Below are 13304 nucleotides of genomic sequence, written 5' to 3'. Positions count from 1 at the left end.
GGTCATGGATTTGTCTATTAGTAAAACAGTCACTGAAGAAGTACTTGTAGAAAGCAATATTGCACTCAAGCATTTATTGAAGTTGGCAACCGAGCTGTCTGCTGAGCATGACACAGACAGATTATTAGAGCATATTTTAGAGTCTGCGATTGCTTTGAGTAACGCTGAAGGTGGCACGATTTACGCTGTTTCGGAGGATGAGCAGCTCAATTTTGCTACGCTGATAAATGAGCCATTAGGGATGCATATGGGTGGTACGTCCGGTGTAGAGATCCCTTTTCCATCTATTCCTATTTATCTGGAAAGTGGCAAGCCGAATGAAAGCGCATTGGTGGCGCTAGCAGCAGCTAAGAAAGAACTGATCCGCATAGACGATGTATATGATTGCAGTGCCTATGATTTATCAGCAGCGCGTGCAATGGATAAAAAGACCGGATACCACACTCAATCAGTACTGACAGTCCCTATGGCAAACCATGAGAGAGATCTCAATGGCGTACTACAGCTCATTAACCCCAGAAGCAACGGTAAGGTTGTACCGTTTTCTACCTCGCTAGTGGAATTGATATGCTCGATCACCTCCTTGGCGGCAGTGGCCATTACAAACCGTCAGCTTATTGATGATATGGAAACACTGTTTCAAGCCTTTACACGTTTGATTGCAAAAGCCATTGATGAAAAGTCACCGTATACGGGAGGGCATTGTAGACGCGTTCCTGAATTAACCATGATGATAGCTGAAGCTGTGCACAACGCAAAACAAGGGCCAATGGCTGAATTTAGAATGGACCAAGCTGATAGGCATGAATTGTCACTCGCGGGATGGTTACATGACTGTGGAAAAATTGCTATCCCTGAATATGTCATGGATAAGGCCACAAAACTGCACTCCGTTTACGATAGGATTGAGCTGGTTGTTGCGAAAATAGAAATTGCAAAACGTGACGTGGAGCTAAGCTATACAAAAGACATTGTTCGAGCAGAAGTACTCGATGAGCAAGAAAATGCCAACCAGTTGAAGCAAGAGTTAGCGTGCAAACTGGCAGAGCTCGACGAAGAAAGTGCTTTTTTGCAAAAGGCGAATATTGGTGGTGAGTTTATGAGAGAAGAAGATCAACAAAGGGTGCAAGCCTTGGCTGACCGCTTTTGTGTTGAAATCGCATCTAACTCTCAGCCCTTACTGAGTGAAGAAGAAGTGTATAACTTAAGTATTGCCAGAGGCACACTGACCAAAGAAGAGAGGTTAGTTATAAATAAACACATGGATATCACACTAGAAATGTTGGAGGCGCTGCCTTTTCCTAAGCACCTTCGTCGCGTGCCTGAATTTGCTGGTGGCCATCATGAAAAAATGGATGGCACAGGCTACCCAAAAGGATTGACTCGAGAACAAATGTCGGTCCCCGCAAGAATTATGGCAATCGCGGATATTTTTGAAGCTTTAACTGCCGCAGACAGACCGTACAAGGATGCCAAACCGCTCAGTGAATGTTTATTCATTATGGGGAAAATGAAGCTCGGCGATCACATTGACCCAGATTTATTCGATGTGTTTGTCAATTCTGGCGTATACCTTGATTATGCGAAGGAGTATCTAAAGCCCGAACAGATTGATGAGGTTGATGTGACCAAAATTCCGGGCTACGGCTCAGATTGACCTTAGTGAACGGGATCAATTAACACGCCAGGGGGGATTGCGGCGATTTTCGCCAGCCCAATACAACTTTATTTGATTCCCTGAAGGGTCAAACAGGATGGCCTCTTTCCATAAGTAGCGTTCCATAGTGGGCAATTGCTCAAATGTCACACCTTTATCTAGTAGCGTATGAACCCATTCTTCTAACTGTTCGTGTTCAAAATAAATGGTTGCGCCATTGTTAAATGCTGCAGATTCCAAAGAGAGAGAAAATGTACTGTCTCCTTCAGGGCATTCAAATCGAGCATAATGCGGCGTATCAACGATTAACGTGAAGCCGAGCAACTGATAAAACGCGACGGCCTTGTTCATGTCAATGACAGGCAGAGTGACTTGGTTCAGTTTCATAACATATGGATCCTTGTTCTAATTTCATTGAGCTTATTGATTTATCATTGTTGTTTTTAAGCTGAGGACTCGATGCCACAGCTTGATACATGGTTGAGTAGTTCGGGAAAAAATCCCAAAAATAATTGCTCAAGTTCAGCAAAGTTTGCTTCTATCTCTTCGCCGATACCTGCAAATTGATTGTTAAACCGTATGCGTTTGGAGATATTGTCCAAAGCTTGGTTAGTTCCCTGCAAAGACTGATAATGTGCAAACCAATCATGCGTGATGATATTGCCCACCACGTACTGCATCCTGACCGGCATGTATGTGATGTTTTGTTGTAAAAGGGAATAGCTCCGTTTTTTGAAAGACTCGAAGTCTTCTGAGTAGAACACATACCAGTTAGAAATGAGCAAATGATCGTACAAAACATCCAATGCGACGCCAGAAAAGCGTTTCCTTTTGTCGCTGAACAATGATTTAGAGTACTTCACTGCTTCATGCTGGTCAGTGAACTTATCTACCAAAATATGATTGGCCAGTCCTTTTTTAACTCGTGGGTTGAGCGCACTCGGATCCAGCCCTTTTTGAAAGTCTCCGAGTAAATTTCCAAAATAGGAGTCGGCGTTATTTTGTGCCAAAAACAAGTGCGCTACATAATTCAAATAAATACCTTTGCAAGACAGTGGATTTTAGATTCCAGTGAATGGTTGTTAGGCCATGCTAAGTTTATAAGGGCTATTCGCCGATTTATCAATGTTAATTCAGTTGAGAACAATCAGTATGTCCAAATTTTATAGCGAATAAAAATGCTTGTATGTCAATAAACTGAAGAAAGCAACATTGTGATTTTTTCTCTACCAGTAACTCAACTTTTCCGTTGTTCTGCTAATCTTAAAGAACGAATAATTACACAGAAGATCTTTCATGTTGAATCAACTGCACTCTGAAGATGAGGTTCAGTGATGATTGCATATGGATTTTTGCCTTTCTCAGCATACGTCATTTCAGACTTTATTTTTTTCCATCGTAACCGCTCTATCAGTTTTGATGTATTGGTTAGGCAGGTTCGGTTTACAGGTGTCGAAGCGCTTGGCCTCGTCGTGTTGATAGCGATGTTGATTGGTGCCTTGATAATTGTTCAGGGTTATCCGCTTTTGGCAGCGATAGGCCAAGGTAACTGGATTTACGACATTCTAATTTCCACCATAGTACGTGATTTAGGCCCATTTATAGTGTGCTTCATCGTACTAGCAAGGTCTGGCACAGCCATTACTACTGAACTCGGAAATATGGTTGTGAGCAAAGAGATTGATGCACTGATCTCCATGGGGGTTTCTCCAATTTCTTATTTGGTTGCCCCTAGGGTGTTGGGCATGGTGATCTCATTGGTTTTATTAATGAGCTACTTTGTGGCGTGCGGGATTTTTGGTGGCTACTTAGTCAGTAATGCTTTTCAATCGATACCTGTCAGTACTTTTTTCGCACGCTTAATTGGTGAGCTGCATTGGTTGGACATTGTCATTATGCTGGTCAAAGTCGCGCTATCTGGCTTATTCATTAGTCTTATTTCTAGTTATCACGGGCTCACGGTAAATAGGGCGATTACCGAGGTACCGCAACGGAATATTAAAGCCGTTGGGCGAGGATTAGTTTCATTGTGTTTAATCCATGTAGGACTTACTTTGCTTTACCTTGTTTTAGTGGGCAATTAGGTATGAATATAGAGTTCAAAAACATTAATCACTCAATCAAAAATAGGAAGGTGTTTAGTGACCTAAATGTACAGGTTGGCAGTGGCCAGTGTTTAGTGATCTCTGGTCGGTCTGGGTGTGGAAAAACCCTGTTTTTTAGCATCGCCAGTGACATCATTAGGCCAGATAGCGGGGAGATGTTAATTGATAACGTCTCGGTAAAGAGTATGAACGCGCAGTCTTACTCAGAGTTCAGACGTAACCTAGGAGTTGTGTTCCAGTTGTCAGGTTTAATTTCTAATTTAACCTTAGAAGAAAATTTGATGTTACCGTTAAATCGTCACTACAAAGACGTTTGCAAGTTAGAAAAGCTAGCGCGAGTTAAATCAATCGCGAGAGAATTTGCCCTAGAACACTACCTCGCTCAAAGAACTGAGCAACTGTCTTCTGGTCAAGCCTCTTTGGCTGGTTTGGCACGAGCACTGTTATTGAAGCCCAAAGCCGTTGTGTGGGACGCTCCCATGACAGAAATTGACGACCAATGGAGTCACTATGTGTTAGATCTTCTACTTTGTTTGAAAGAGAAAGGTACCACGCTAATTTTGTGTTCAAACCGTAAGGAAGTCATAGACAAGCTTGCAGACACACAATTGGAACTAAACAGCACAGTGTGTTTTTCGGAGCATTAACGGATGCAACATAGCCCCAAAAAAACCAATAATATTGTGCTGGCTTTTGGTATTGCAGGTATTGTCTTATTGGTTGTTTTCACGGCGATGATATTGGTAAATAATCATACGTTTTCAGAAAAGACGTATTTTAAAACGGTGCTTAACGATGCAAGTGGCCTGAGCTCGTTACCCGCTGTTTATTTTAAAGGACTAAAAATCGGCCGTATTGACGGGTTTAGGTTAAATCATCAAACAAATGACATCGAAGTTGACCTCTGGGTGTTCAGTGAATACCAATCTAAGGTGGTTGAATATGCCGTGCTCGCTGGCGAGCAACACCCTATTTTTGATGATGTAACGACATTTGAGTTGATACTTCCAGATATAAAAGTGGTACAAAACTATAAGGCGTTGGCACCGAATAGCTTGATCCCACATATTAACAGCGAACTAGGCAGGCGTTTTAGTGAGCAAGGCTATATTGTACAGCCTGGTGATGACATAGAGTCAATTTTGTCCAGCATTAATCAGCTGTTGCAAAACTTTCAAAAAGAAGACAACCCAGAAGCTGGGGCTATTTTTAAAGTATTGGATAGAGTGGCCAAAATTAGCGACAACTTGATGACTGTCAGTGAGAAAGTGAAAGACAGTGATTTGCTACCTGATGCAGAGAAAACATTGCTGCAAAGTCAGCAGCTTTTGGCGCAAATGCCAAATGTAATAAGTCAGCTTAACCAGACTTTGCAGACAACCGAACGGTTGATGAATCAAGCTCAGACAACACTCACGCATTACAATGAGCCTGTGACAATTATAGGAGAAGTAACAGATCGGCAATTGCCAGTGGTACTGAGTAACTTGAATGAAAGCCTGACAGTAATGCAGATTATGCTCAAAGAAGTGCATAGTGAGCGAGAGCAATTTGCAATTGCGATTCATAGTATGCAACAGGTACTAGATAAAATGGACAAGACGCTCCAAGCGCTGAATAACCACCCAATACTCAAAGATGGCATTGAGAAACCACCTCAAAGCACAGGGATTGAGATGCATGATTAAAGGGTTTGGATATATCGTCATTATGTTTATGTGTTGCTTTAATTTGGGCTGCTCTAGTGCGCCTGAGAAAAACTATAGCGTCACAAGGTATAAAAGTTTGGCGATGACGTGGATGGCAAGAGGAGACCGAAAACGTCAAGAGCAAAGGCTTGATCAAGCACTGTTAAACTATCAAACAGCCTACAAATATGCCAGTTTACGCAATGATATTACATTGATGGGGTTATCTTTACTAAAACAAGCTTCGGTCTATGTTGATAAAAATCAATATGCTCAAGTGGATGATTACATATTGCAAGTAGAAACGATGCAACAGTATGAAGGCATTAATCTGTCGTATTCAATCCAAGCTATTCAAGCCAAACAGGCATTTACAAAAGGAAATAAAGAAAAGGCAGTCGCGCTTGTCAGCGGATTGGTGACTGCATATGAGACTGATCCTGAAAAGTCAGTGTATTATCGATGGTTATTAAAAAAGTATGCAAAAGAAGTGGTTGACTTCTCAGCATTGGATAAAGATCTACAGCTGTTAGCGGCGTTGAAGTCAGCTGCCAAGTTAGAGAATATAGAAGTGATGTCCTTTGTAATGTACCAAAATGCGCAGTGGCGAGTTGAAAGACGCGACAAGAGCGCAGTTGCGGCCTTAAAAAGTGCCATTACGCATTTTTCACAGTTAGAACTTACCAACAGGATCAAAGATTGTTATGTCCTTATGGCTCAGTACTACACATCAATTGGTGACACGAAAAGTGCAAGCTACTTTCAGCGGCGCGTTGCCTCTTTTTCGTTAGTGCCATAACATAAACACACGGCAGTTTAGCTGACGCTCGTAACAGAATGCACCTCGATCAATAAATCGTTGTGATTTTGTTATAAACTGGCAAATAATTACGTACCTAAAAAACATTATCTTCGATAACAACTTTGAAACTCATCCAGAGGTTGCGCAGTGAATGGTGCTTTTTGTTTGTGTCCGACATAGTGTGCTCTGTATTTGGCATGCACATACTTAAAAATTATCACAAGATCTGCAAAGAGTAGGGTACTTTTAAGTCGATAAAACGTACTCTTTTTAGAACTGCTTTTCGAACTATTATTCCCCAGTTTTGGAAGAAAGCGAACAAATTGAAGTCTTATTAAATGAATCATAGACAGCGTTGAGTGATCTTTTTCATGAGATTTTAAACCGACCAAGTCGGATGACAATGACGCTGCCAGAGCTCAACCTGAGTTAGTAATACAGATTTAAATCTGACTTTCGATAAGTCAAAATGAGTAACAGCCTATGTAAAAATACCTTTGTTTTGCAGTGGTGTTTTTGAAAACGTCTATAAAAATAATAGGGGATACGATGAAACAGAGAATATTTGTTGGGGCATTTGTGATAAATAATGAAAAGTTACTGATGGTGAATCACAAAAGAGAGGGGAGGTATGACTTTTGAGTTACACCAGGCGCGGTGTGAAGGGTATCGAGTCTTTGGAAGAAGCAGTGGTCCGCGAAGTAAAAGAAGAAACAGGCCTGAATGTAACGGTTAACAAACTTATGTATATTGAGCAGATGTACACGCCTGAAGAGCGCTCTGTAAAATTTTGGTACCATTGCGATCTTGTTGGTGGAGCTCTTGATTGCACAGCCGTAGAGGCAGTCAGTGAGTTTATTGTGGATACAGGGTTTAAGGATAAATCATTTGTAGCAGAGAATGATGTTTTCCCACCCATGTTGAAAAGTGGGTTTTGGGACAAAGTTGAGCAAGATAATGTGCAACCAGAGGTCATTCAGCTGAGGCAGCTCGCGTTTTACTAAAATGCGTTTTGGTATCCTAATACGCCTGTTGATGGTGAATTAATTGAAAGGCGATTTGCTACGAGGGTTAAAAGAGTAGCAAACTTAGGGCTCTCCTATATTGTTTGGTAAAAGTTGTTGTAATTTTGGGGGTTGCAATGACGCTGTAATGATGTTGTCTAATTAACCTTATGGCCTTTGTTGGTGAGCGTATATCTTGCAAAAAGCGACCTCGGTTAGCATGTTGTGTCAGTCAATAATGCGCAGCGTGTAATTAAAGCAATTTAAGTCATGTTAAAGCAGGCTGATGTTAAGCTAGTCAGTGCACTTTTTAAACCTCTTCATCGCTGTATAACTCGCTACGATTACGACCATTCTTTTTTGCGAGATAGAGTGCTCGATCAGCTAAAGCTTGGGTTGACTCAATGTGCTTCCTTGAAACCGTGCTGCTAAATGCAAGTCCCGCGCTTACTGTCACGGGGTTGGTAATAAATTCAGGAGACAAGTGCTGGGCGTTGTGCGAAAAAGCTTCGCGAATTTTTTCAGATAGTTGTAGCGTATGCGTTGGAGTAATGTCGAACAATATGATACAAAATTCCTCCCCGCCCCAGCGCACCACTAAATCTGAGCTGCGTACTTGCGATTTTAACGTTGAGCCTAGCGCTGCCAATATTGCATCACCCATGGTGTGCCCATACGTATCATTGACATACTTAAAGTGGTCTACATCCAGCATAATCACAGCAAAAGAATCGCATTTTCTTTTTGTCAGTGGCAGTATGTTCTCTAAATTTTTACTGAGTCCGTGGCGATTAAGTAAGTCTGTAAGCTCATCATGATGCGCAGAATACTCCAACTTACGAACAAATCGGCCTGCGCTTAGCAGCATAAGGAGGGGCGTGCCTGCGACAATTCCAATTAACGCCACAAGCCAAGTATAACCACCAACCCAGCTAAAGTTAGATCCAATATTAGGTAAAGAGCCAAACGCACCGTACAAGGTATACAAAGCACTTAACGTGATCTCAAGTATGACGACCGCGACGGTTATTTGCGTTGCCAAATACTCATTTTTATCATGTTTAGCATGTTGCCATAGCACCCAGCCATAGTGTGCCCTCACGCAAATTAACCAAATACCGATGACAGCCAAGCGCCATTCTCTATCGGGAATAATCACTGTGAATAAAAACGATAAAGTGAGTACGGGAACAATTAGAACGGCAATGCGTCTATGGGATGGTTTGGTGTATACAAAGTGCCATGCACCAATTAACCATAAAGAGTGTCCGATGATCAAACATGTATTGAACATCGTCACTAAAATTGCGCGAGGAAAACTTTGCATCGAAAATTGTGATAAATAAGCCAGAGACAGCACCGCCAATGCAACGGCCCAATAACGTGCCCCTTCAACTTTTTGGCTCATTCTTGCCATTGACATGAGCACAATTGAACCTGTCAGTGAGGCAATAAACAAAGAGAGCATTATCGTTAAATCATGAACTTGCACTTATCGCTTATCCTGTTTTTTAACAACAAAATGACAGGGATGTTGATTTTCTTGAGTAATCACATGGTTCCTTGCCTACGCACATAAAGTAAAGCTTAGCAAAGCTTAGTTTTTTTGCTGTGTAGTTCGCCAACACCATTTTACTTTACGACTCGTGATTATCATGCAATAAATGAAAGATGTAGTTTGGTAAGTTTTAGGTTTTGGGAAGTTTAATGGTCACTAGCAATACAGTTTTGTTTGTATACGGAACATTGGCTCCAAATAGACCGAATTCACATTTGCTTGAAAACATCGGTGGTAGTTTTGAGAAAGCTTTTGTGAAGGGGGATTTATTTGAAGAGGGGTGGGGCGCTGAGCAAGGGTACCCAGGTATCAAGCTCAATAAGGAAGGGGCTAAAATAGAAGGGTATATTTTTATATCTGAGGCATTACCAAATCATTGGCGAGCCCTCGATGAGTTTGAAGGGGCCGGGTATGCGCGGGTTGAGTGTGAGGCATGTACAGAAAGCGGCGAGCACATTAAGGCGAGTATCTACGCATTGGCAGACTAATTCCTAATTCATTGAGCAGTGGATAAAAAGCAAAATTGCAATAACAGCATGGAGCAAAATGATGAATAATCCTATTGCGCAATTCACGCAATGGTGGGCGCAAGCACGTATTGATTCGCCACTAAATCAAAAGAGCGCAGTGTGCATATCGACGATTGACCAAGACGGCTTTCCAGCAGCGCGTTTTGTTGATTTGAAATCTGTTTCAAACGACGGTCTGGTGTTTTGTACTTACCTTAGCTCACAAAAAGGCAGAGAAATTAGTAAATGTAACAAAGTTGCACTTACCGCTTGGTGGGATCATGTCGGCTATCAAATTAGAGTGACTGGTACCGCGACGAAATTGTCTAACACCGATGCACAGAAGTATTGGAAAACTCGCACTAGAGCAGCCCAAATGACGACACACGTTTGCGAGCAAAGTCAGCTTATTGATAATCCATCTATGCTTGGACAAAAAGTTGCCGAATACGCTCGCCATAACGAGGCAGAACCGAGCAAAATGCCAACCAATTGGGGTGGGTACAGTATTAAGCCAATACGTATTGAGTTTTTGACGTTCAAAGATGATCGATTGCACATTCGCGAGCTGTTTACTTTACGCAATGAAAAGTGGAATAAAGCCTATTTGCAACCTTAATTGGTTACGCGCACTTGAGACATACCGTTATTGGTTTAACTATCTATAATTTAGAGACGTACATACAAAGTTTGGACGACTATGAACAGGTGCTTGATTGCATTTTTTCTACTCGCATGCAGCCACTTCTCTGCCTTTTCACAGCCCATAAGAGTTGTTGTCAATGACTGGTCAAGCCAGCGAATATTAGCAAATATTGCGAGCGAGATTTTTATTCGCTTAGGGTATGAAGTTGAGTTAATAAATATTTCAGTAGATGTGCAATGGTATTTGCTGAAAACCAACCGTGTTGACCTGCAGCTTGAGATTTGGGAGGGCACGATGGAGGACAAATATGCACAGCTACACCAAGCTGGTGATCTCATTGATTTAGGCGACTACTCGGTCACAACTAGAGAGGATTGGTGGTACCCTTTGTATGTCAAAAGTATGTGCCCAGGTTTGCCGGATTGGAAAGCGCTTAAACAGTGTTTTAGTATTTTTGCTAGTCCAAGTTCTCGAGGGAAGGGAGTTTATATTGCAGGCCCTTGGGAAAAGCCAGATAGAGCACGGATCAAGGCGCTGGGTTTGAACTTTATCGTTGAGCAGGTAAATGACGATGGAGAATTATGGAAACAGCTAAAACAGGCTGTTTCTGAACGAAAGCCGGTACTGATATTTAACTGGACACCCAATTGGGTGGGGGCAGTCTATCCAGGAGAGTTTGTTGAGTTCCCAGAACACAGTATCGAGTGCGAAACCGAGCCTGAATGGGGGATCAACTCTACATTAGTCCATGATTGCGGTAATCCAAAATCTGGTTGGCTGAAAAAAGTTGCGAGTCAACGTTTTGTTAAGCTGTTTCCTTGCTTAGCCCAGAGTGTTAAACGGTTTGATCTAACAAACCAAGAAATAGAGCAATTATCTGCACAAGTAAATAGGGAGTTATTAAGTCCGAAACAAGTTGCACAACGTTGGGTTAAAAGTCATCGAAATCGTTGGGAGCAGCTATTTTCAGAGTGTAAGGCCCCCAAATTAAAATCGAACAGCTAGGAGGTTGATTGGCGCAGAATAAGTTTCGGCGGTAGTAACGTATCGGTAATTTGTTCTCCGCGAATTAGCGCCAGCAGATTTTGGACGAGCATTTGACCAGCTAACGTTGTATTTTGCTGAACGGTCGTCAGAGAAGGGCTAATATAATTTGCTGCAGCAATATTATCAAAGCCAATCACATTGACGTCTTCAGGTACCCTCAAGCCCGCTTCTTTCAATGCTTTAATTGCACCGATTGCTATGAGGTCGCTCGCTGCAAACAGCGCATTAAAAGCAACATTATTCGCTAACAAAGAGCGAGTTGCATGATAGCCAGAGTCTTCCGTCGAAATAGCGTTTGCAACACATCGCTCTCCCAATGAGATTTGGTGCTGGTCGAGGGTATCTTTAAACCCTTTAAAACGCGTAAGAAACTCAGGGCTATGTTCGGATGCGTCACCAATAAACACGCAGTGGGTGCGATTACAAGAGACAAAATGGTGTGCGGCCAACTGACCGCCACCATAATTATCACAACTTACAGTGAGGTCTGGTCGACCTTCAACCGTTGCCCCCCAACACACGAACTTCGTGTTTTGCGAAAGCAAGTTTTGTAGGCGAGATTGATAATCCATATAATCTCCGTACCCGAGCAAGATAATGCCATCGGCACGGTGACTGTCTTCATATTCTGCGCGCCAATCTTGACTGGCTGATTGAAATGATACGAGCAGGTCATAACCCTCTTTAGCGCAGGCACGTGTGATACTGCCAAGCATATTTAAGAAGAAGGGGTTGATCTGAGACTCATCACCAGTCGGGTCTTCGAAAAGCAAAATCGCTAGAGTAGCACTTTGCTGGGTACGCAAATTGCTGGCATTTTTGTCGACTTTGTAATTGAGCTGTTTTGCGATTTCAAAGACTTTTTTGCGGGTCTCTTCGTTTACAAGAGGGCTATTTCTGAGTGCTCTTGAAACGGTTGATTGAGAAACGCCAGCGTAATGGGCGATGTCAAAAGACGTTGCTTTTCCTTTCGTTTTCATTTTTTGTATTACTTTAATGATGTCTTGAACATTGTCTGTGATTATATTTTTTTTGCAACCAATTTCACAAAAGGTGCAAATTTTTATTGATGAAGTTTGACACCGGTGTCATAATGTCATTGTTTTATCATTTTGTTGTCAAAACATATTTGGCTGCCCTTTTATGGGGCAGCATTTTTTTCAGCCAGCGTGCAAAGTTTGGGCTGAGTATTAATTGGGATAACAATCAAGGGCAACCTTGAATAGTGGTTGGAACACCACTACAACAGAGAAAAACAACATGAGCCAGACAACACTTAAAAGTTTAAATGGTCATGACCGTGCGTTCGAACCAATCATCGTTGCAGATATTGGTGGAACAAATGCACGTTTTGCTGTCGTGACAGAATTTAATTTGGACACAAACCAGTTCGCTATAGACCATCAATTCACTTTTCCCAGTGCGGAATTTCAATCTTTTGAATCTGCTCTCTCTGCATTTCTAGCTAAGCTCACAATAAAAACTCCCTCCCGGGCATGCTTTGCAGTAGCCGGACCAATTAAAGGACAGCAAGTCTACTTGACTAATCTTGGCTGGAACTTTAACACGCAAGATATTAAACGTGATTTTGATTTTTGTGAGCTTGCCGTTATTAATGATTTTGCTGCTTTTGCTTTCGCCGCACCGCATCTCAATAAAGAAGACAATATTCAGGTAAAAGCTGGACAAGCGGATCCGAAAGCAAACATTGCCGTGTTAGGGCCTGGCACTGGGTTTGGTGCTGCATGCCATGTGAAAGACATTCACGGCAGCGCAGTGATGAGTTGTGAAGCAGGGCACATTAGTTTGGCTGCGGTCACTGAATTGGATAGGCAGCTTTTAAAAGTGCTCAAAGACAGTACTCAGCACGTTTCGGTTGAAACGGTATTCTCTGGTCCTGGTTTGGCTCGGTTGTATAAAGCAATGGCACAAGTCAAAGGAGTGCCTGCTGAAGATTTAAATGCAGCGCAGATCAGCGCGAGAGCGAATGAGTGTGATGTATGTGACGCGACCCTTAACCAGTTTTGTGACTGGATCGGGAGTGTTGCAGGAGATATCGCGTTAACCTTTGGGGCGTTAGGTGGCGTATTTATAGGCGGTGGAATTTTGCCACGCATGACCGAAAGGCTTATTTCTAGCCGATTTGTTGAAAGGTTTACGGAAAAAGGGATAATGTCTCAGTACGCTGGACAGATTCCAGTGACTTTGGTTGTGCAGGACAATATTCCTCTGATTGGTGCTGCGGCATGCTTACATGACCGAGACCAGTTTTCGTAAATGGAATAAAT

14 protein-coding genes are annotated in these 13304 nt (G+C 42.3%); 10 read left to right on the top strand and 4 right to left on the bottom strand.

The annotated features are described in order from the left end of the window. The first annotated feature begins 4 nt into the window (after positions 1 to 4). Positions 5 to 1657: an HD domain-containing phosphohydrolase gene (locus L1286_RS11565; RefSeq protein WP_235407210.1), complete on the top strand. Its 1653-nt coding sequence runs from the start codon at positions 5 to 7 to the stop codon at positions 1655 to 1657. Positions 1658 to 1672: 15 nt separating this feature from the next. Here the strand turns inward: L1286_RS11565 and L1286_RS11560 are convergent, their stop codons facing one another. Together L1286_RS11560 and L1286_RS11555 are read right to left on the bottom strand one after the other, a co-directional pair. After that, positions 1673 to 2044 (bottom strand): VOC family protein, encoded by a 372-nt coding sequence (locus L1286_RS11560; RefSeq protein WP_235407209.1) that lies wholly within the window; start codon positions 2042 to 2044, stop codon positions 1673 to 1675. A gap of 56 nt (positions 2045 to 2100) precedes the next feature. Continuing rightward, entirely contained in the window at positions 2101 to 2691 is a 591-nt protein-coding gene (locus L1286_RS11555; protein WP_235407208.1) for an acyl carrier protein phosphodiesterase, read from the bottom strand. 300 nt (positions 2692 to 2991) lie between these two features. On the opposite strand from L1286_RS11555, the gene L1286_RS11550 reads away from it, so the two are divergent. The 5 genes from L1286_RS11550 to L1286_RS11530 all read left to right on the top strand — a co-directional run bounded on the left by L1286_RS11550 (position 2992) and on the right by L1286_RS11530 (position 7256). Then, the gene (locus L1286_RS11550; RefSeq protein ID WP_235407207.1) at positions 2992 to 3741 is read left to right on the top strand and encodes an ABC transporter permease; all 750 of its coding nucleotides are present in this window, start codon (positions 2992 to 2994) and stop codon (positions 3739 to 3741) included. A 2-nt stretch (positions 3742 to 3743) separates the two neighbouring features. Next, positions 3744 to 4409, top strand: a complete 666-nt coding sequence (locus L1286_RS11545; protein ID WP_235407206.1) for an ATP-binding cassette domain-containing protein — start codon at positions 3744 to 3746, stop codon at positions 4407 to 4409. 3 nt (positions 4410 to 4412) lie between these two features. Beyond that, a complete protein-coding gene (locus L1286_RS11540) occupies positions 4413 to 5450 on the top strand; it encodes a hypothetical protein (RefSeq protein ID WP_235407205.1) in 1038 nt (345 codons plus the stop codon). Then, entirely contained in the window at positions 5443 to 6249 is an 807-nt protein-coding gene (locus L1286_RS11535) for a hypothetical protein (RefSeq protein ID WP_235407204.1), read from the top strand. The genes L1286_RS11540 and L1286_RS11535 overlap by 8 nt, the downstream gene beginning before the upstream one ends. Before the next feature lie 641 nt (positions 6250 to 6890). Continuing rightward, positions 6891 to 7256, top strand: coding sequence for an NUDIX domain-containing protein (locus L1286_RS11530; RefSeq protein WP_235407203.1), 366 nt, complete (start codon positions 6891 to 6893; stop codon positions 7254 to 7256). A 310-nt stretch (positions 7257 to 7566) separates the two neighbouring features. Here L1286_RS11530 and L1286_RS24230 read toward each other — a convergent pair whose 3' ends face one another. Then, complete coding sequence (locus tag L1286_RS24230) at positions 7567 to 8748, bottom strand: GGDEF domain-containing protein (protein WP_235407202.1); 1182 nt, start codon at positions 8746 to 8748, stop codon at positions 7567 to 7569. Between the two features lie 215 nt (positions 8749 to 8963). Here L1286_RS24230 and L1286_RS11520 point away from each other — a divergent pair, with 215 nt between their 5' ends. The 3 genes from L1286_RS11520 to L1286_RS11510 all read left to right on the top strand — a co-directional run bounded on the left by L1286_RS11520 (position 8964) and on the right by L1286_RS11510 (position 10974). Next, positions 8964 to 9302: a gamma-glutamylcyclotransferase family protein gene (locus L1286_RS11520; RefSeq protein ID WP_235407201.1), complete on the top strand. Its 339-nt coding sequence runs from the start codon at positions 8964 to 8966 to the stop codon at positions 9300 to 9302. Positions 9303 to 9360: 58 nt separating this feature from the next. Next, a complete protein-coding gene (locus L1286_RS11515; RefSeq protein WP_235407200.1) occupies positions 9361 to 9942 on the top strand; it encodes a pyridoxine/pyridoxamine 5'-phosphate oxidase in 582 nt (193 codons plus the stop codon). A gap of 81 nt (positions 9943 to 10023) precedes the next feature. Further along, positions 10024 to 10974 carry an ABC transporter substrate-binding protein gene (locus L1286_RS11510; RefSeq protein ID WP_235407199.1) on the top strand — a complete coding sequence of 317 codons (951 nt, stop codon included), beginning with the start codon at positions 10024 to 10026 and terminating at the stop codon, positions 10972 to 10974. Here L1286_RS11510 and L1286_RS11505 read toward each other — a convergent pair. Then, positions 10971 to 11996: a LacI family DNA-binding transcriptional regulator gene (locus L1286_RS11505; RefSeq protein WP_235407198.1), complete on the bottom strand. Its 1026-nt coding sequence runs from the start codon at positions 11994 to 11996 to the stop codon at positions 10971 to 10973. The two genes, L1286_RS11510 and L1286_RS11505, sit on opposite strands and share 4 nt — an antisense overlap. A 280-nt stretch (positions 11997 to 12276) precedes the next feature. Between L1286_RS11505 and glk the strand changes: the two genes are divergently transcribed. Further along, a complete protein-coding gene (gene glk / locus L1286_RS11500) occupies positions 12277 to 13293 on the top strand; it encodes a glucokinase (protein ID WP_235407197.1) in 1017 nt (338 codons plus the stop codon). Positions 13294 to 13304 lie beyond the last annotated feature (11 nt).

Origin of the sequence: Pseudoalteromonas sp. SMS1, from assembly GCF_021530565.1 — a bacterium.
Taxonomy (GTDB): Bacteria; Pseudomonadota; Gammaproteobacteria; order Enterobacterales; family Alteromonadaceae; genus Pseudoalteromonas.
The sequence above is the reverse complement of the archived record's forward strand: the minus strand, read 5'-3'. Positions and strand labels throughout refer to the sequence as shown.

What these genes read in the sequence shown, in the direction of transcription:
- L1286_RS11565 (WP_235407210.1), top strand. Translation starts at nt 5, where the DNA reads ATGGATTTGTCTATTAGTAAAACAGTCACTGAAGAAGTACTTGTAGAA.
- L1286_RS11560 (WP_235407209.1), bottom strand. Translation starts at nt 2,044, where the DNA reads ATGAAACTGAACCAAGTCACTCTGCCTGTCATTGACATGAACAAGGCC.
- L1286_RS11550 (WP_235407207.1), top strand. Translation starts at nt 2,992, where the DNA reads ATGATTGCATATGGATTTTTGCCTTTCTCAGCATACGTCATTTCAGAC.
- L1286_RS11545 (WP_235407206.1), top strand. Translation starts at nt 3,744, where the DNA reads ATGAATATAGAGTTCAAAAACATTAATCACTCAATCAAAAATAGGAAG.
- L1286_RS11540 (WP_235407205.1), top strand. Translation starts at nt 4,413, where the DNA reads ATGCAACATAGCCCCAAAAAAACCAATAATATTGTGCTGGCTTTTGGT.
- L1286_RS11535 (WP_235407204.1), top strand. Translation starts at nt 5,443, where the DNA reads ATGATTAAAGGGTTTGGATATATCGTCATTATGTTTATGTGTTGCTTT.
- L1286_RS11520 (WP_235407201.1), top strand. Translation starts at nt 8,964, where the DNA reads ATGGTCACTAGCAATACAGTTTTGTTTGTATACGGAACATTGGCTCCA.
- L1286_RS11515 (WP_235407200.1), top strand. Translation starts at nt 9,361, where the DNA reads ATGATGAATAATCCTATTGCGCAATTCACGCAATGGTGGGCGCAAGCA.
- L1286_RS11510 (WP_235407199.1), top strand. Translation starts at nt 10,024, where the DNA reads ATGAACAGGTGCTTGATTGCATTTTTTCTACTCGCATGCAGCCACTTC.
- L1286_RS11505 (WP_235407198.1), bottom strand. Translation starts at nt 11,996, where the DNA reads ATGAAAACGAAAGGAAAAGCAACGTCTTTTGACATCGCCCATTACGCT.
- glk (WP_235407197.1), top strand. Translation starts at nt 12,277, where the DNA reads ATGAGCCAGACAACACTTAAAAGTTTAAATGGTCATGACCGTGCGTTC.